Source organism: Polaribacter sp. (assembly GCF_024639685.1).
In the GTDB taxonomy this organism is placed as follows: Bacteria; Bacteroidota; Bacteroidia; order Flavobacteriales; family Flavobacteriaceae; genus Polaribacter.
Genome location: NZ_JAHEHX010000021.1, coordinates 311,711 through 329,272 on the forward strand (window position 1 = coordinate 311,711; position 17,562 = coordinate 329,272).

Annotated in this window: 16 protein-coding genes and 1 tRNA gene; 5 read left to right on the forward strand and 12 right to left on the reverse strand. The window is 30.2% G+C overall.

Annotated elements, in window-relative coordinates:
- Window positions 1-97: 97 nt before the first annotated feature.
- Together Q0L44_RS11065 and Q0L44_RS11070 are read right to left on the reverse strand one after the other, a co-directional pair.
- Window positions 98-262, reverse strand: coding sequence for a DUF5522 domain-containing protein (locus Q0L44_RS11065; protein ID WP_296638508.1), 165 nt, complete (start codon window positions 260-262; stop codon window positions 98-100).
- 57 nt (window positions 263-319) lie between these two features.
- Window positions 320-2,230 carry a CocE/NonD family hydrolase gene (locus Q0L44_RS11070; protein ID WP_296638510.1) on the reverse strand — a complete coding sequence of 637 codons (1,911 nt, stop codon included), beginning with the start codon at window positions 2,228-2,230 and terminating at the stop codon, window positions 320-322.
- A gap of 173 nt (window positions 2,231-2,403) precedes the next feature.
- Between Q0L44_RS11070 and Q0L44_RS11075 the strand changes: the two genes are divergently transcribed.
- Both Q0L44_RS11075 and cdaA read left to right on the forward strand, forming a co-directional pair.
- On the forward strand, window positions 2,404-2,757 hold the full coding sequence (locus Q0L44_RS11075; RefSeq protein WP_296638512.1) for a dihydroorotase: 354 nt from the start codon (window positions 2,404-2,406) through the stop codon (window positions 2,755-2,757).
- Between the two features lie 84 nt (window positions 2,758-2,841).
- Window positions 2,842-3,618, forward strand: coding sequence for a diadenylate cyclase CdaA (gene cdaA, locus Q0L44_RS11080; protein ID WP_296638513.1), 777 nt, complete (start codon window positions 2,842-2,844; stop codon window positions 3,616-3,618).
- Here cdaA and Q0L44_RS11085 read toward each other — a convergent pair whose 3' ends face one another.
- Together Q0L44_RS11085 and truA are read right to left on the reverse strand one after the other, a co-directional pair.
- Complete coding sequence (locus Q0L44_RS11085) at window positions 3,619-5,385, reverse strand: ABC transporter ATP-binding protein (protein ID WP_296638515.1); 1,767 nt, start codon at window positions 5,383-5,385, stop codon at window positions 3,619-3,621. It abuts the gene before it with no gap.
- Window positions 5,386-5,388: 3 nt separating this feature from the next.
- On the reverse strand, window positions 5,389-6,114 hold the full coding sequence (truA, locus tag Q0L44_RS11090) for a tRNA pseudouridine(38-40) synthase TruA (protein WP_296638518.1): 726 nt from the start codon (window positions 6,112-6,114) through the stop codon (window positions 5,389-5,391).
- A gap of 100 nt (window positions 6,115-6,214) precedes the next feature.
- On the opposite strand from truA, the gene Q0L44_RS11095 reads away from it, so the two are divergent.
- Window positions 6,215-6,715, forward strand: a complete 501-nt coding sequence (locus Q0L44_RS11095) for a metallophosphoesterase family protein (RefSeq protein ID WP_296638521.1) — start codon at window positions 6,215-6,217, stop codon at window positions 6,713-6,715.
- An 85-nt stretch (window positions 6,716-6,800) separates the two neighbouring features.
- On the opposite strand, the gene Q0L44_RS11100 is transcribed toward Q0L44_RS11095, so the two are convergent.
- Window positions 6,801-7,232, reverse strand: coding sequence for a DUF4293 family protein (locus tag Q0L44_RS11100; RefSeq protein WP_296638524.1), 432 nt, complete (start codon window positions 7,230-7,232; stop codon window positions 6,801-6,803).
- A 198-nt stretch (window positions 7,233-7,430) separates the two neighbouring features.
- Between Q0L44_RS11100 and rho the strand changes: the two genes are divergently transcribed.
- Window positions 7,431-9,095, forward strand: a complete 1,665-nt coding sequence (rho, locus tag Q0L44_RS11105; protein ID WP_296638525.1) for a transcription termination factor Rho — start codon at window positions 7,431-7,433, stop codon at window positions 9,093-9,095.
- Window positions 9,096-9,245: 150 nt separating this feature from the next.
- Here rho and Q0L44_RS11110 read toward each other — a convergent pair whose 3' ends face one another.
- From Q0L44_RS11110 to Q0L44_RS11140, 7 genes are all read right to left on the reverse strand, one after another.
- Window positions 9,246-11,333, reverse strand: coding sequence for a peptidylprolyl isomerase (locus Q0L44_RS11110; protein WP_296638528.1), 2,088 nt, complete (start codon window positions 11,331-11,333; stop codon window positions 9,246-9,248).
- Between the two features lie 120 nt (window positions 11,334-11,453).
- Window positions 11,454-12,716, reverse strand: a complete 1,263-nt coding sequence (locus tag Q0L44_RS11115; protein ID WP_296638530.1) for a hemolysin family protein — start codon at window positions 12,714-12,716, stop codon at window positions 11,454-11,456.
- A 15-nt stretch (window positions 12,717-12,731) separates the two neighbouring features.
- A complete protein-coding gene (locus Q0L44_RS11120) occupies window positions 12,732-12,932 on the reverse strand; it encodes a hypothetical protein (RefSeq protein ID WP_296638533.1) in 201 nt (66 codons plus the stop codon).
- Window positions 12,933-12,935: 3 nt separating this feature from the next.
- A complete protein-coding gene (gene lptC, locus Q0L44_RS11125; protein WP_296638535.1) occupies window positions 12,936-13,502 on the reverse strand; it encodes an LPS export ABC transporter periplasmic protein LptC in 567 nt (188 codons plus the stop codon).
- Window positions 13,503-13,504: 2 nt separating this feature from the next.
- On the reverse strand, window positions 13,505-14,830 hold the full coding sequence (locus Q0L44_RS11130) for a hypothetical protein (protein ID WP_296638538.1): 1,326 nt from the start codon (window positions 14,828-14,830) through the stop codon (window positions 13,505-13,507).
- 16 nt (window positions 14,831-14,846) lie between these two features.
- Window positions 14,847-16,133: a hypothetical protein gene (locus Q0L44_RS11135; RefSeq protein ID WP_296638540.1), complete on the reverse strand. Its 1,287-nt coding sequence runs from the start codon at window positions 16,131-16,133 to the stop codon at window positions 14,847-14,849.
- The gene (locus tag Q0L44_RS11140) at window positions 16,130-16,858 is read right to left on the reverse strand and encodes a type III pantothenate kinase (protein ID WP_296638543.1); all 729 of its coding nucleotides are present in this window, start codon (window positions 16,856-16,858) and stop codon (window positions 16,130-16,132) included. The genes Q0L44_RS11135 and Q0L44_RS11140 overlap by 4 nt, the downstream gene beginning before the upstream one ends.
- Before the next feature lie 99 nt (window positions 16,859-16,957).
- Here Q0L44_RS11140 and Q0L44_RS11145 point away from each other — a divergent pair.
- Window positions 16,958-17,030 (forward strand) — tRNA-Phe (locus Q0L44_RS11145).
- Window positions 17,031-17,562: the final 532 nt, after the last annotated feature.

Below are 17,562 nucleotides of genomic sequence, written 5' to 3' on the forward strand. Positions count from 1 at the left end.
AATTTAAATTTAATAAATAAGTTACCTATATAAAAACCATACAAATTAGATGATTATATTTTAAAATACTAATAAACAGGTAGTTAAAAAAATGAAACTATTTAAAGCTATCTGTTTTCTTATCATAACCATAAGGGCAATGTTTACAGCCGCTTTTACAACAATGACCTCTCTTTAAATGAAATTGTGCTGTAAAAACTTTATAACCTTGTTCATTTAAGTAAAAATCGCCTTCCTCTATGGGTATTCTTTTTTTAAACATATTACAAAAATAGCCTATCGAAATGTAAATTGTTACGCTTTTAAAATATTTAAAACTTTACTGTAAAACTGAAAACTCGATACTTGAGTCTGTAAAAACAGTATGAGTTTGAGTTTTAAAATCAGCTTCATCTGCTTTATAGATATTATCTACATAAGTTTGCGGATTTAAATCTATTAGAGGAAACCAAGTACTTTGGACTTGAATTTGTACTTTATGTCTTTTTTTAAACGTATGAAAAACATCCTGTAATTTAATATTTACTGCTGTTTTTTTATTTGGTGTAAATGGCTCTGGATTTTCAAAACTATTTCTAAATCTTCCTCTTAAAACTTCACTTCTTACCATTAAGTGATAGTTACTCATTTTAAGATGGTCTTGTAACGTTTCATTATCTTCTTCTACATCTGAAGGATGAACATCTATAACCTTAACAATCCAATCTGCAGCTGTACCTGTTGTAGCAACTTTTAACTTTGCTAAAACATCACCAGCCAAAGTAAAATCTTCGTCTAAAACATTAGTTTCAAAAACCAAAACATCTGGTCTTCTTGCGGCAAAACGTTGATCATCTGTCATATATTTTCTTGGTGTAAAAACCGTTTTAATATCTTCTGAATAAGGTACAGGTCTTTTAACATCACTAATAAATTTAATTCCTTTAGTTGATTGTTTACTGTTAATTAGTTGTTGATCTTCGGATAAAAACCAGTCTTGTTTTACCACATTTTTAGGTGGCCAAGAATCATAAGACTTCCATTCTTTTATACCCGAATCAAAAACATAAGCTTCTGGCAAACCAGAGTTTTTATCTCCTGAACCTTTTAAGAAATGATTAAAGAATTTAGTTTCTATATCTGATTGATATTTTAAAGAGATAGAGTCTCCAAAATAATAATTACCTACAGTATTTCTTTCTGTATTTCTAGACCATTTTCCATGATCCCAAGGTCCAAAAACCATTGTGTTGTAATTACCTTCTCCATTTTTTTCTATGCCTTTATATGTTTCTAATGGACCATACAAATCTTCTGCATCAAACCATCCACCAACAATCATAGTTGCTACTGTACTAGGTACTTTATCTAAATGCTGAATGATACCTTTACTTTGCCAAACAGAATCGTAATTTGGATGTTCTACAATTTCTTTCCAAAAGAAATCGTCTATTTTATCTTTAGAAACTGTAGCATTTACATCTAATTTATCATATTGAAAATAATCGTTTAAGTTTTTTAATGGTCCTTTGTCTAAGAAAAATTGATATTGGTCTTGAGAATTCATTTTTGGAAAGGAATACCAAGCAGAATCTGTAGGTGTATCTTTATACGTACCAAACAAAGAAATTGCTCTAAAATAACTCAATAAAAAGGCTCCATTATGATGAAAATCGTCAAAAAAGAAATCACCAATACATGCCTGTGGAGAAGCAGCTTTTAAAGCAGGATGTGCATCTATAGTAGAAATTGTTGCATAATGCCCAGGATAAGATATACCCCAAGTACCTACTTTACCATTATTATTTTCTACATTATTAATAAGCCAATCTATAGTATCATAGGTGTCAGAGACTTCATCTGATTGATTTTCTGCTTTATTCGGAATGTAAGCACGCATATTATCGTAAACTCCTTCACTCATCCATCTTCCTCTTACATCTTGATATACAAAAATATAACCATCTTTCATTAAATGTGTATTCGGACCAATTTTACTTTTCATAGCTGTCCCATAAGGTTTAGAACTGTATGGTGTTCTTTGCATTAAAATAGGGTATACTTTAGAGGTGTTTTTAGGAGTATAAATAGTTGTATGCAACTTAATGCCGTCTCTCATAGTAATAGCTACCTCTTGTTTTGTATAATTATTTTGTACATAAGTATCTTTTTCATTTAGTTCTTTCTGATTTATATTACAAGAAGAAAAAAGAAGAAATACTGTAAAATAGAAAAGTAATTTTATTTTCATAATAAGGGATTGAATTGTTTGCTAAAGCTACAAAAAGTAAATGATATGATATAAATTATAATAAGCAATTGATTTTTATTTAACGATACATTAAGAATTATACTTCTATTTTTATTTTTATTACATTTTTAAATTAATTATTTTTGTTTGTATAATTTTTTAAACTTTAAATTATGAAAACTTCAATATTTACTTTGTTTGTGTGTGCTTTTTTATCACTATCTAGTTTTTCTCAAAAAAACAGTGATTCAGTAAAAGTGGGTGATATTTTTACAATTGCGAAAGTTGAAATGAATAATTACAAGCATATTAAATTTCCTAAAGATAATTTTATCATTAAAAAAGGAGGTATTGCAAATTATAAAAATATCGTAAACCAAAAGGTTAAGATTACAGCATTAGAAGAAAAAAAGAACGGAAAAACACAAGCTACAATTCAACTTACCTCAGGTCGTTCTTTTTTTAAAAGTCACAAATACATAAAAGTAGATTTAAAAAAAGCATTATCTAGCAAAGAGCTTATTTAACGCATGCATTAAACATTTAGAGTATACAGTTATCTTGTACTCCTAAAATTAATTAGTACTTTTACTTTAAATGAAAACTTTTAGATGTTAGACTTTATAGACTTCTCTTTTTTAGATGTGCTTGATATTTTATTAGTAGCTACATTACTCTACTATATTTACAAACTTCTAAAAGGTACTGTTGCTATAAATATTTTTATTGGAATTGCATTAATCTTTTTAATCTGGAAAATCACGCAGGCATTAAAAATGGAAATGCTAAGTGGTATTCTTGGATATCTTCTTTCTGGAGGTGTCATTGCACTTATTATTGTTTTTCAGCAAGAAATAAGAAAATTTCTTTTAATGATAGGAACTACAAACTTCTCTACTAAAAGAAACTTTTTTAAACAGTTGAAATTTTTGCAATCAGAAATTACTTCAGAAATTGATACAGATCAAATTTTAAATGCTTGCAATAGTATGTCTAGATCTAAAACTGGGGCACTAATTGTTGTTGAAAGAACAAATAATCTAGACTTTTTAATTAATACTGGTGATGCTATGAATGCGCTTGTAAATGAAGTAATTTTAGAGAGCATCTTCTATAAAAATAGTCCTTTACATGATGGTGCTACTATAATAAGAGATAACTATATAGTTGCTACTAGGGTTATTCTACCCATTTCTGATAGCACAAAAATTCCTTCTCGTTTTGGTTTGAGGCATAGAGCAGCAATTGGAGTTAGCGAAAAAACAGATGCTGTTTGTATTTTAGTTTCTGAAGAAACAGGAGAAATCTCTTATATTAAAGACGGAGAGTTTGTATTATATAATTCTAAAAAAGAATTGAATGAAAAACTTAAAAATGATTTGGCATAATTAAGAAGCCTTATCTACACTAAACTGTTTTTCATAAAGATTTTTATAATACCCAGAGTCTTTTTGTAATAGTACTTCATGCGTGCCTTGCTCTACAATTAAACCCTTGTCCATTACTATTATTTTATCAGCTTGCTTTATTGTTGCTAATCGATGAGCTATAACAATAGACGTTCTTCCTTTGGTAATAGTTTCTGTAGCATACTGAATCATTTGTTCTGAGTGAGAATCTATAGAAGACGTTGCTTCATCTAGGATAAGTATGCTTGGTTTGCTTACGTAAGCTCTTAAAAAAGCAATAAGTTGTCTTTGCCCAGAAGATAACATTGCACCCCTCTCTTTTACATTATAATGATACCCACCTGGAAGCGATTCTATAAACTCGTGAATTCCTATTTTTTTTGCTGCCTCTTTTACGTAATCTAAAGAAATAGAGGTGTTTTTTAGAGTAATATTATTTAAAATAGAATCTGAAAATAAGAAAACATCTTGCAATACAATTGCAACCTGGTCTCTTAAGCTTTCTAAATCATAATTCGAAACAGAAACTTCGTCTACTTCAATGGTTCCTGAATCTATCTCATAAAAACGATTAATTAAGTTTATTATGGTAGATTTACCTGCACCTGTAGCACCTACAATTGCTATGGTTTGTCCACTATTTACCGATAAAGAAATTCCCTTTAGTACTTCTTCACCCTTTATATAAGAGAAATGTACGTTTTTAAAAACAATACTACCTTTTAAATTTTCCGCTAAAAATGTTCCGTTTTTATCTATAGTACTTTGTGTATCTATTACCTTAAAGACACGTTCTCCTGCAACAATACCCATTTGCAACTGGTTAAACTTATCTGCAATTTGACGCAAAGGCCTAAATAACATTTGGGCAAACTGAATAAACCCCATAATCATACCTACAGAAATACCCGTGTTTTTTATAGCTTGTCCACCTCCAAACCAAACAATTAGACCAATACCAATAGAAGATAAAATTTCTGCAATAGGAAAAAACACAGAATAATACCAAATGGCTTTTATATATGCTTTTTTATGTTTTTGGTTAATTTCTTTAAAATTTTGATACTCTATATTCTCTCTGTTAAAAAGCTGTACGATTTTCATACCTGTAACACGCTCTTGAACAAAACCATTTAAATTAGCGACTTGATTCCTAACCTCCTGAAAAGTCTCTTTTATAGCTACTTGAAAAAGTTTAGTGGCATAAATTAATATAGGAAGTATTAATAAAGTTATTGCTGCTAACTTCCAATTTAAGACTAACATGATTATAGTTACAGCAAACATTTTTAAGATATCACTCAGTATTGTGAAAACCCCATTACTAAAAAAAGCGGCTATTGTTTCTATATCAGAAACTACACGAGTAACTAATTTACCAACTGAATTTTTATCGAAATAAGACATTTTAAATTGTAAAATATGTCTAAAGATTTTTGCTCTTATATCTCTTATGATATGTTGTCCTACCCAGTTTGCAAAGTAAATGAATGTAAACTGAAGCATCACTTCTATTAAAAGAACTCCTAACATTAATAAGCTATAATTCAATAAACCTACCTTGTTTTTAGTGAGTATGTATTCATCTACGGTGTTAATTAGAATATAAGGAGACAACACCGAAAATAACGCAAGTAAAATGGTAGAAGAAGACGCAATAAAAAAATATAATTTATAACGTTTTGCAAAAGACATTAGCCTTTTAAAAATCTTCATATCAAAAGCATTCCCTGAATTTTCTGCCAAAATTTAATAATTTATATGTGTTAAAAACAATCCTTTTGCAGGTACTGAAAGCCCGGCATTGCCTCTATTTTTGCTTTCTATAATTTTTTTAAAATCTTGCACTGTAATCTTACCAAACCCTACGTCCAACAATGTTCCTACAATAGCTCTTACCATATTTCTTAGAAAACGATTGGCAGTAATATGAAAAGTAAGTTCATCTCCTTTTTGTTCCCAATAAGCAATAGTTACGTTACAATTATAAGTATGGACGTCTGTTTTTACTTTAGAAAAAGTTTGGAAATCTGTATACTCTAATAACAATTTAGCTGCAGTATTCATTACAACAACATCTGGTTTTTGTGAGTGAATTTGCCAAGCAAAATCTAATAAAAAAGGATTTCTTCCTAACCATATTTTATATTCATAGCTTCTAGAAATCGCATCAAAACGAGCATGTTTGTCATCTGCAACTAGAAACACATTCTTTACAACAATATCTTTAGGTAAAATTGCATTAAACTTAAAGGCAAAATTAGTTTCTAAACGAAAAGTACAATCAAAATGTGCATACATTTCTGAGGCATGAACACCAGTATCAGTTCTTCCAGCACCTACTACTGTAATTTCTTTTTGGAGAATGGTACTTAAAGCTGAATTCAGTTTTTCTTGGACTGAAATTACATCAGGTTGAATTTGCCACCCATGATAGTTTTTTCCATTATAAGAAAGTGCTATAAAATACCTCAAGAATTATCTTTTTTTAGACCTTTCAAAATTACGGAATTTATTTTGTTATCCTTACTTTTGGTTAGGTTTGCCATTTAAATTTTTCTTAAGATGTTACTTCATGAAAAAGATACTATTACTTTCTGACACCCATAGCTACATAGACAACCAAATCCTAAAATTTGTGAAGCAAGCAGATGAAGTCTGGCATGCTGGAGATATTGGCTCTTTAGAAGTAACAGATACACTTAAAACAATAAAACCGCTACGTGCTGTCTTTGGAAATATTGATGATAAAGATGCTAGGTCTGAATTTGATTTAGATTTAAAATTTACTATAGAAGAAGTTAGCGTTTGGATAACTCATATTGGAGGTTACCCCAATAAATACAACCAAAGAATACGTAAAGAAATCAGTCAAAATCCACCAAAAATATTTATTTCAGGGCATTCTCACGTTTTAAAAGTAGTTTATGATAAGAAATTACAATTGTTACACCTTAATCCAGGCGCTGCAGGAAAACATGGATTTCACAAATTAAGAACCATGTTGCGATTTGAATTAGATGCTGGAAATATTAAAAATATGGAAATTATTGAATTGGGAAAACGTGGTATTTAACAGAGTTTAAACACACTACTTAAAATACAAAAAACCGAGAATAAATTCTCGGTTCTTTTCGCACTAAATATACTATCTACTAGAATTATCGTAACCTATCTACAGATTTCACAAGATCTTCATCCTTTTTAATAGCCTTATTTGCCAAAACAATAAGCAATACGACCAAAACTGGTAAGAACATCCCAATACCTTTCTCAGAAACTACTGTTTCTCCAGATAAATTTAGAGATAAATACATCAATAAGCCTAATAAAAAAAGGTTTATCAAAATTATAACACGTCCAATTACAAATTGTAATTTTCTGTTTTTAAATAAAAACAATGCAACAAATGATAGTATTGCAGACGCTAAAAACAATAGAGGAATAACTTTAAAAAACAATGCCTCCTTTAAAAACAAATCTACAACAAATATTTTCTCTTTAATTGTATTCCACAAATTAAATACAAAAATTAGTCCTCCAGAAACAATAGATGCTAACAGTAAATAGATGCTTTGTATTCTTTGAATCATTCTTATTAATTAGTTTACAAAAATAGAATTTCTTTTTAAAAAAAGAAAAACTTAGAAGTGAAAAAAAAAGTATATATTTGTAATATAATACCCACACAAATAAAACTTGTATAGTACTATATATAAGTAAAAACATCTTAAAATAATTTCAAAAATCTTAAAATCTTAAGATATATCATAACCTAATCATCATATTAAATGTTCGAAATTTCTGAACTGAAAGCAAAGACTCTCGCAGATTTGCAAAAAGTTGCCAAGTCTATAGGACTTACTAAAACTAGCCAATTAAAAAAACTAGATCTTGTTTATCAAATATTAGATACTCAAGCTGCAAATCCCGCTGCCGAAAAAAGCACAGAACCAGTTGCAACTGTGGCAAAATCTGAAAAGCCAAAAAGAAAAAGAGTGGTAAAAAAGACAAGCTCTTCTACTCCAAAAACAACAGAAGCTCCAATTTCTGCAGAAGCAAAAAATACAGAGAATATAAGTACTAAGCCAATTCAAAAAGAAGAGGTAAAAGAAGCTCCTGTAAAAGAAAAAAGTGCAACTGTTAAAAATAAACCCGCAGAGCGAAAAATAGATACTAAAGAGAAGGAACAAAAACCTACTCATAAAAATGTATCTCGCAACAATAATCCACAGCGAAATAACAATCAAAAAAATAACAACAAACCAGCTAGAGATAAAAATAACACCAACAGAAATCACAATAAATCTGGGAACAGATATAAAGATCCTGATTTTGAATTTGATGGTATTATAGAAAGTGAAGGAGTGCTAGAAATGATGCCAGATGGATATGGTTTCTTACGCTCTTCTGACTACAATTATTTATCTTCTCCTGATGATATTTATGTATCTCAATCTCAAATTAAATTATTTGGTTTAAAAACTGGAGATACAGTTAGAGGTAATGTAAGGCCTCCTAAAGAGGGCGAAAAATATTTCCCACTAATTAGGGTTTCTAAGATTAATGGTTTAAACCCTAACGTAGTTAGAGATCGTGTTTCTTTTGAGCATTTAACACCTTTATTTCCTCAAGAAAAATTTAACTTAGCTGAGAAAGGAGCTTCGCTATCAACTAGAATTATAGACTTATTTTCTCCTATTGGAAAAGGACAAAGAGGTATGATTGTAGCACAGCCTAAGACAGGTAAAACCATGTTACTAAAAGATGTGGCTAATGCTATTGCTGCCAATCATCCAGAAGTATATCAAATTGTATTATTAATTGATGAACGTCCAGAAGAGGTTACTGACATGCAAAGAAGTGTTCGTGGAGAAGTTGTTGCTTCTACATTTGATGAACCTGCAGATAAACATGTACGTGTAGCAAATATTGTTTTAGAAAAAGCAAAACGTTTGGTAGAGTGTGGGCATGATGTAGTTATATTGTTAGATTCTATTACCCGTTTAGCAAGAGCTTATAATACTGTAGCTCCTGCTTCTGGAAAAATACTTTCTGGAGGTATTGACGCTAACGCATTACATAAGCCAAAACGTTTCTTTGGAGCTGCAAGAAATATAGAAAATGGAGGTTCTTTAACCATTATTGCAACTGCACTTACAGAAACTGGCTCTAAAATGGATGAAGTTATCTTTGAAGAATTTAAAGGAACAGGTAACATGGAACTTCAGCTAGAAAGAAATATATCTAACAGACGTATTTACCCTGCTATAGATCTTATTAAATCGTCTACAAGACGTGATGATTTATTATTGGATGAAAAGACAGTACAAAGAATGTGGGTACTGCGTAAATACCTTGCTGATATGAATCCAATAGAAGCAATGGAATTTATTAATGAAAGAATAAAATTCTCTAAAAATAATGATGAGTTTTTAATCTCTATGAATGGATAAGCTCTTTTAACAAAAACTTAAAAAGCCTTTTTGATGATGTTTTCAAAAAGGTTTTTTTATACACACTATCCAAATTAGATAGCAGAATATACTAGGTACAAAAAAATCCGTTCAATTGATTTGCACGGATTTTTATATTTAGTAGAAATTTTAATTACTATACATGAAAGCTCTATTGTCTTCTACATCAGATGCTTTCTTTATAGCCTCATACATTTTAAATGTTTGTCTTTTTCTTGCCTCAGCGATTCGTTTTCTGTTAGCATCGTAATTAGGAAGAGCTGTTGGGCTTTCTTTGCTTTTTAGTATAAAAGCAAAAACACCTCTATTACCTTCTATTTTGTTGTAAACTTTACCAATTTCAGCGTTATACATAGCTCCTACTACTTTAGGGGCTACCCCAACACCTGAAAGTGTAGGACTTTTTAAGGTAATATTATTTGCTGTTCTTACACTAGATCCTGCAGATTTTGCAATTTCTTCTAAAGCAGCACCATTAAACTTTTCTAAAAGTATTGCTGCTTTTTTCTCATTCATTAAGATTGGTCTTACTTTGCTTGTTGCTTTATTTACAGACATTAATCCTTTTTCTTCTTTGCCTGTTAAGAATGCTACAACGTGGCTACCTTCTAAATCAAAACGTTTAAAGTCATTAACGCTAATTTCATTGCTAAATGTCCAACTTACAATTTGTCTTTCATTTCCAATACCAGGAACATTTTCATCCAAAGCTTTTAAACCAACAGCTGGCCTAGGCTTGTAACTTAATTGTTTTGCTGCGTCAAAGAAATTATCTGCTTTTGAAACTGCTAAGGCAAATTCCTCTGCCTGTCTAAATACAGCGTTTTCAGTTTCTTCAGAAGGAACAATATTTTTAGTATAAGTTGCTAATTTTACAACTTTCTGTTTGTTCTTTTGACCATCAATTTTAATTACATGAAAACCGAATGGGGATTTTACAACACCCATGTCTCCTTTTTTACCTTCAAATGTGAAGTCTCTAAAAGCGGGTGTCATTCTATTATAATTAAACCAATCATATACACCACCTTTTTGCGCAGAGCCTTGATCTGAAGAGAATTCTTTTGCTAAATCGGAAAATTTACTTCTTCTTCTTTTTACAACCGACAATAAACTATCTGCTAACTGCTTCGCTTCTTCCTCTGTTCTTGTAACTTCAGGAGCAACTCTTTGTGCTCCAAGAAAAGGAATTAAAATATGACTTGCTTTTACAGAATCTGGGAATTGTACTACTTCTGTAACTTTAGATAATTTTATTGCCTTTAAATCTTTATACGGCCCTACAATGTCTCCTTTGTTTGCTTCGAAAATAGCATCTGTTATAAGTGCATTTAGATTACTTTTAAACTGATAACCTGTATTTAAATTAGTATCAGAATCGTTTTCAGATAAAAACAAAGCATCATTTTCAGTAACTTTAAAATCTTCTTTTAAACCTGCTATATTATCCATTATTGCTTGCTCGTCTTCTTGTGTGGCTAAAATATCAAATTTAACATAAGAAATATCTCTAGAAGCTTCTACTTGAAACTGATCTTTATGACTTTTAATGTACGCTTCAATATCTGATTTTTTTAATTTTATTAAACTATCTGCTACAGAAGTATAAGGCACATAAACAAACTGGCCATTTAATTTAGTATTATTTACTAAGTATTGCATTTCACCCTCTTTTAAAGAAGCTCCTAAACCTGCAGTAACTAAATTGTTAAAAGTACTAGTCTGCGCATTGTCTCTTAATTGATTCATGTAAGAAGACCACTGGGCCCACAATTGTGCATTGTTTTCTTTTGTATCTGCTAAGAATTGTTTGAACTTATTTTCATCGAACATGCCCACTTCGTTTTGGTATTGTGGATTGTTTTGCACAAAAGGTGCATTTACAATCTCGTTCCAAATATCTGCTTCTCCGATAGTAATACCAGCCTTATCTAACTGATTTTTATATACTTTTTTTCTAACAATATTTTCCCAAACTGTTTTTGCAGCTTGCATTTCAGAAATACTACCTCCTGCTTGTTTCTTGTAACTTTCTAATTCATTTGCAAATTCTTGTCTAGAAATAGCTTCTCCATCTACCTCACCCACTTCATTTACTTTACTAGAATTGAAAAAATCACCAAGAGTTGATGGATCTAATACAAAAGCAAAAAGTGCTAATCCAATAATGATGATTAAGAACATTGATCGTTCTCTAATTTTTGATAAAACTGCCATATGATTTTTAAATTAATTTCAGTGGGCGAATATACATTTTTACTTTTTATATTGCAACCCAATGACTACTTATTAGTAGCTTGTTACATTTTTTACTCCATCTAAAAAGTAAGCAATATATTATGTTTCTTGATCGGAAACCTCTAAAGAGACCTCGTTAATCTTTGCTCCGCTCATTTTTAATATTTTAATTTCAAAATTATCTATTTCCAATACTTCTTTTTCATCAGGAATGTTTTCTGTATGCTCTATAATATATCCTCCTAATGTTTCGTAGGCCTCTGATTTTGGTATATTTAAATCGTACTCCTCATTTAAATAATCAACTTCTAACCTTGCTGAAAAGTTAAACATTTTTTCACTAATTTTTTTTTCTAGGAATTCTTGAGAATCATGTTCGTCTTCTATTTCGCCAAACAACTCCTCTACAATATCTTCTACTGTGATCATACCTGAAGTTCCTCCGTATTCATCAACCACTATAGCTACACTTTTTCTTTTTTTCATTAACGTGTTTAAAATATCGTTAATCATCATAGATTCTGGAACAATTTCTAAAGGAAGTAAAATAGATTTTATAGTTTTTGGTTTTTTAAACAACTCGAAAGCATTTACATAACCTAATACATCATCTAAAGATGTTTTATAAACCAATATTTTAGATAAACCCGTTTCTATAAATAACTTTTTAAGGTTGGGAACAGTTTCATGAATTTCTACAGCAACCATTTCTGTTCTTGGCACCATCACCTCTCTAGCCTTTACATTTTGAAAAATTAAAGCGTTTTGAAAAATTTGTATTTCTGAATCTACTTCTTCATCATTACCTGTTTCTAATTGCTCATTTATATAATTACCTAATTCTTCTTTACTGAATTCCGTTTGCTGTTCGTCTGATTTTGTCTTAAAAAAAACACGTAAAAAAAAGTCTGAGATTAGGGTTATAAATTCTGAAAAAAAATGAAAAATATAGTAAAAAACATAAGCAGGTACAGCAAATATTTTCAGAACTTCATTTGCATATATTCTAAATATAGCCTTAGGTAAAAACTCTGCAGTAATTAATATAATAATTGTAGATACTATAGTTTGCAAAACCAATACAGTAAATTCATTATACCCTTCTAAAGGAAATATCTTAAGAAGTATACTCCCCATATAATAACTATAAATTACCAAAGAAATGTTATTACCTACTAACATTGTAGTAATAAACTTAGATGATTTTTGAGTTATTATAGTTAATATTTTAGGAATAAAACCATCTCTCTTTTTCTCTAATTCGATATGCATTTTATTAGCAGAAACAAATGCAATTTCCATACCTGAAAAAAAAGCAGATAATAAAATAGATACTAAGATGATAATGAGTTCTACCTCCATTATGAAAAATGCGTATTATTTCTGTTGTTTGTTTCTTTTTTCTACTTTTTTTCTAAAATGTCTTTTAAAGAAAAAGACTAATGTAATAAAAATAGAAAAACCTAAAAGTAAATATGCTTTTTCTCTTTCTGAATTAAAACGAACAATCCCCTCTATTAAACATATAATAGCAACAATTAAATATCCGTATTGAAAAAATTTCCAAAGTTTTGTCATTGTTTAGTTTTCTGAAGTTTCTAATTTTCCTGTTATTTTTTTGGCTAAATGTTTAGATAAATTGTCTTTAGACTCAAAACCAACTCCAAAGATAGTATCATTCTCTTTGGTAAGTGTAAAAGGTTTTTCTGATACAAAGTAGCTTGTTTTTTGATCCCAAAATAATTGCTCTGTAACTAATTTAGAGAAATCTGAATGATTTTTTACAACAACATGCCCACGAATTTCTGAAACTGAAGTTTTAGAATAAGTAATTGCATAATCTCCTGTAATAGTTACTGAATCTAGTCCATTATTCTCAAAATTTATAATTTTAATTCCGTCTGGAAACTCGCTATATGGGTGTGCTTTTCTGTTGCTAAAATCTAACATTCTATTGGTTATTAATTTTGAAGTTATAAAACCAGAATCTTTGTAGGTATGGTAAATATTTTTAGCGGTACCAACTGGCAGATTTTTATCGGCTAAAAAATCTCTAGCGGACTTACTGCTGTTAGAACAAGAAAAAAGTACTACTGTTCCTAGACAAACAGCAGTACTTTTTAAAAATAATGTAACAAGTTTTTTCATATCTAGTCGCTTGAAGCAACCTTAACAGTCTCTCCAATCCAACATTTTATGGTATGAGAAGCGCCTATTTGAGCACCTTGCGTAAAAATAACTTTTTTACTTGGCAAATTAGCCTTGTAACTTCTAATATATCTTCTTGCATTTGAAGAAATACTAGGATCTACTCTTGCAGCAACTTGTGCTTGTCTTAAAGCAGCTGCATAAACCATTCTTTTTTCAAACTCATCAGTTCCACAAGTGTTAACGCTAGATTGATATAAGCTTGCTATTAATAAATACGCTCTTCCGTAATTTGGATTAAATTTTAAAGCCTCTCTTGCCAAACTTCTAGCTTTAGATAATTGTCCTCTAGATTTTGCAGCTTGTGCAAATTTTAATTTATACTTTGCCTTTTTAATAGGATCTGTTTCTAAGTTAAATGCTTTCTCTCTCATTTCTGCTGCTCCACTAGCATCACCATTTTTTTCTAAAATACCAGCATAAAAGGTATATGAATCTGGAGATGGAGTAGCTTCTGCATAAGCTTTTGCTAACTTTTCATACATTGGCACTTCTTGACATTCTTTTTCAAACATTCTAGATACTGCTCTACGTAACCAAATTGAGTTTGTTTTATTCGCTTCGAAATCTCTTTCATATAAAGGCACTAATCTTTCGCAAGTTGCTATTTCAGAAATCATATTATCTAAACCTCCTTCAACTTGTCCTAAAGCTTTAGAATTCACAGTATAAGCATAAATTTTCTTTTTATTTCTAATTGTATCTACACTTAGTTTTCTTAATTGAGCAGCATAATTATCTAGCTTCTTGTTTACATTCTCTAACACATCATCATATGTATCAAAAACCTTTTGAGGGTTAGTATCTTTATTTCTATCTGTAACTCCCTGAAAGTAAACATACAAGTTTTTTACTCCCATTTTTGTTGGATCTATAGTATAAGCTTTTTCTAAAATAGAAAAAATCTCATCATCTGTAGACAATTTATTTTTCATTAAATAACTCGCATAATCACTATGTACTTTAGCAGGATTTTTCTTTGGAAAGTACTGCAATCTTTGCTCATAAATTCTTTTTGCTAAAACAGGATCTTTCTTTGCTTTTTCTGCAAGATCAGAACCGTATTTGTAAATATTTACAGATAAATCTTGGCAATTATCTAGTAAATAAGTAAGATTTATTAAAGCATCATCATATTTTTTCGAGTTAAAATCTCCTTTAAAAAGGTTGTATTTAATTTGACACTCTCTTTTTGCATCTTCCTGGGCATTAGTTTTGGCAGCGATAAATATTAAGCTTACTGCTAGTAAAAACGTAATTTTCTTCATTATGATTGTTTTAATTTTAATCTATTCTTCTTTTTATAAACCAAGCGTCAGACAAAGATAAACTTAATCTAAAATTAAAATAATTTTCTTGTATTAAATTATTTTCCAAGGTTCCTCTTTTTCCAAATTCAAATCCAGCATTTACAGTAGATAAACGCTTTAATGGTAAACCTAGGCCAAAAGATATGCCAAAGTCTTTAATTTCTGTAAAATTTGAGTTAGCACCTGTACCATTTACCAATAAACCTGTATTTTCTATTCGTACACCTGCCCTGTAAGTTACTCTCTTCCAGTAACTAGAGATAGAATTTATTTTTGGTAAATAATACCCTCCTACAGATATTCTATTTGAATTTCCGTAGCTATACGCGCTATTTGTATTAGCAAGTAATCCACTGGTTGTAAAAGCATCTTGACTTTCATACTCTAACCCAGCGTACCATTTATCTAATTTCCCAAGACCAATACCAAATGTAGATTTTATTGGCATTACAAATTGACCGTTAATATTTCCAATAGAAATAGTATCTCTTGGTGATTCATTTCCGCCAGAAACAAAAATTAGAGAATATAAATAATCTTTACCTGTAACATTTAAATCGTTTGCTAATTTTACTGTTGCTCCGAGATCTAATGCTAAATTATTTTTAAATTCTTTTTTATACTGTGCTCCAAACTTTACTGCACCACCTCTAATAGCCGTTTGCTCATTGTATTTTGTGGCCAAAGAAACATCATCTCTTTGATTAATAATGTTATTCTCTACATTTCCAAAACTAAAATCTACCTCTACCCCTAGAGATAAATTCTTTACAGGAGTAAATCCAAAAGTACCATACAATCTATTAATACCACCATTCCCATTATACACGGTTATTTCAGAGGTACTTCCGTCTGTGTTTAATACGGCATTGTTTAAAGAATATCCTACAGAAGAAAAAGGTTGTAATCCAATAGAAAAACCTGCCTTCTTACCCATTGGAACTGCTAAGGCAACATAAGAAATACTAGTAGAAGTACTATTTTGACTAGAACCTGACGTCTTTATCGTTAAATCATTATTCAATAGACCAAAACCATAAGTTGTGTATCGTAGGCTTGCAGTAGCAGCTGGATTGGTGAAATTCAAATATTTGTAGTGGTTAAAAGCCACTCCAATGCCTCCCATAGAATTCTGAATTACGGTATTGGTGTTAAATTCTTCACCCACTCCAAAATAAGAATAAGGAGATGAATTAGATCTTTGGGCCATGAAGCTTGATGAAGCAAATAATAAAATAATGGCTACAATCTTTCTAATCATTTGTTATTGTTAAAAATAAGTATTCTATTTAATCCTTCTAGGAGAAAATTTTGATTGGCAAATATGCTACTTTTTAATTGTTTTGACAAGAAATTTGTATCTCCTCCTGTTAAAACAACTGTTAAATCTAAATATTTGTTTTTGTACTGAGAGATAACGCCATCAATTTCCTGTACGACACCATTAACTACTCCAGAATGGATACTTTCTTCTGTACTGTTGCCAATAAATTGATTTGGTGTTGTAACATCTAGTAATGGTAATTTTGAAGTAAAATGATTTAAAGATTTGTATCTCATTTCTACACCTAGAGAAATTGCACCTCCAAGATACTTCTTTTTTTTATCAACAAAATCAAAGGTAATGCATGTGCCTGCATCTATAATAAGTACATTTTGACTCTCATATTGCAAAACTGCACTAAAAACGAGGGCTAACCTATCTAAGCCTAATGTATGAGGAGTAGCATAAGCATTAGTAAATGGTAATTTCATTAAAGAATTTACTCTTGTTAATCTGACAATTTTATTGATTTCTTCTAGAACTTCTTGAGAAACTGATGCTACATTTGCAATTATAGCCTCTTTAATTTTATGCGTTTTGAATATTTTCTTGAGTTTTGTAATTATTTCTTCTCTTTTAAAATATTCAATTACCACAAGCTTATTCTCCTCAAAAACAGCTGTTTTTACCCTTGTATTACCAATATCGATTGCTAAATTCATTCTTGAAATTTAATGAATTTCAAAAATACAACACATTTTTTTCAAATTTATGTAGGAGATGTAAAAAAACATTTTATATTTGCATCCGCTAATGGTACTGGTACCTTAGCTCAGTTGGTAGAGCAAAGGACTGAAAATCCTTGTGTCCCTGGTTCGATTCCTGGAGGTACCACAAAATTACCCCGTAACTCATTTATAAACAATGATTTACGGGTTTTTTGGTTTTTGGGGTTGCTCGAGAGGTTGCTCGGGAGGTATAAAAAGATAATTATAAAGTAGTTATATTGTTTTCTAAAAGTAAAGTTACTGGTTACTTAAGTGAAATATGAAACAAAGAATTAAACATTGTGAAGTTTGCATTTTAGATTTTTCTACTATGTATAGAGTACAATATAAAAACCCGAAAGAATGGGTGTTTGTTTGTAAAGAGTGTCTTAAAGACACAGATTCGATGGTAAACAATTGATGAATGTCTAATTCTCCATCTTTTGTGCATTGATTATTGATATGACCAAATCCTGGGATATCTATAGGGGATTGCACTTCTGAAGTAATACCAGGTTCCTTTGTTTGATTTATTAATCAATCCTTAACCGACCCATTCAAAGATAATTTTTAATGAAATTAAAAATTTAATTCCACCTTTTCATAATCTTCTACATAGCTGATAGAAAAACTAAATGTTTCTAGGTTGGCCTCTAAGT

Bases quoted from the DNA above. Each gene is read 5' to 3' on its own strand.
- lptC (WP_296638535.1), bottom strand. From the start codon at position 13,502: ATGAAAAAACTTGTTACATTATTTTTAAAAAGTACTGCTGTTTGTCTA.
- Q0L44_RS11135 (WP_296638540.1), bottom strand. From the start codon at position 16,133: ATGATTAGAAAGATTGTAGCCATTATTTTATTATTTGCTTCATCAAGC.
- Q0L44_RS11115 (WP_296638530.1), bottom strand. From the start codon at position 12,716: ATGGAGGTAGAACTCATTATCATCTTAGTATCTATTTTATTATCTGCT.
- Q0L44_RS11120 (WP_296638533.1), bottom strand. From the start codon at position 12,932: ATGACAAAACTTTGGAAATTTTTTCAATACGGATATTTAATTGTTGCT.
- Q0L44_RS11140 (WP_296638543.1), bottom strand. From the start codon at position 16,858: ATGAATTTAGCAATCGATATTGGTAATACAAGGGTAAAAACAGCTGTT.
- Q0L44_RS11130 (WP_296638538.1), bottom strand. From the start codon at position 14,830: ATGAAGAAAATTACGTTTTTACTAGCAGTAAGCTTAATATTTATCGCT.
- cdaA (WP_296638513.1), top strand. From the start codon at position 2,842: ATGTTAGACTTTATAGACTTCTCTTTTTTAGATGTGCTTGATATTTTA.
- Q0L44_RS11075 (WP_296638512.1), top strand. From the start codon at position 2,404: ATGAAAACTTCAATATTTACTTTGTTTGTGTGTGCTTTTTTATCACTA.
- Q0L44_RS11100 (WP_296638524.1), bottom strand. From the start codon at position 7,232: ATGATTCAAAGAATACAAAGCATCTATTTACTGTTAGCATCTATTGTT.
- Q0L44_RS11095 (WP_296638521.1), top strand. From the start codon at position 6,215: ATGAAAAAGATACTATTACTTTCTGACACCCATAGCTACATAGACAAC.
- rho (WP_296638525.1), top strand. From the start codon at position 7,431: ATGTTCGAAATTTCTGAACTGAAAGCAAAGACTCTCGCAGATTTGCAA.
- Q0L44_RS11065 (WP_296638508.1), bottom strand. From the start codon at position 262: ATGTTTAAAAAAAGAATACCCATAGAGGAAGGCGATTTTTACTTAAAT.
- Q0L44_RS11110 (WP_296638528.1), bottom strand. From the start codon at position 11,333: ATGGCAGTTTTATCAAAAATTAGAGAACGATCAATGTTCTTAATCATC.
- Q0L44_RS11070 (WP_296638510.1), bottom strand. From the start codon at position 2,230: ATGAAAATAAAATTACTTTTCTATTTTACAGTATTTCTTCTTTTTTCT.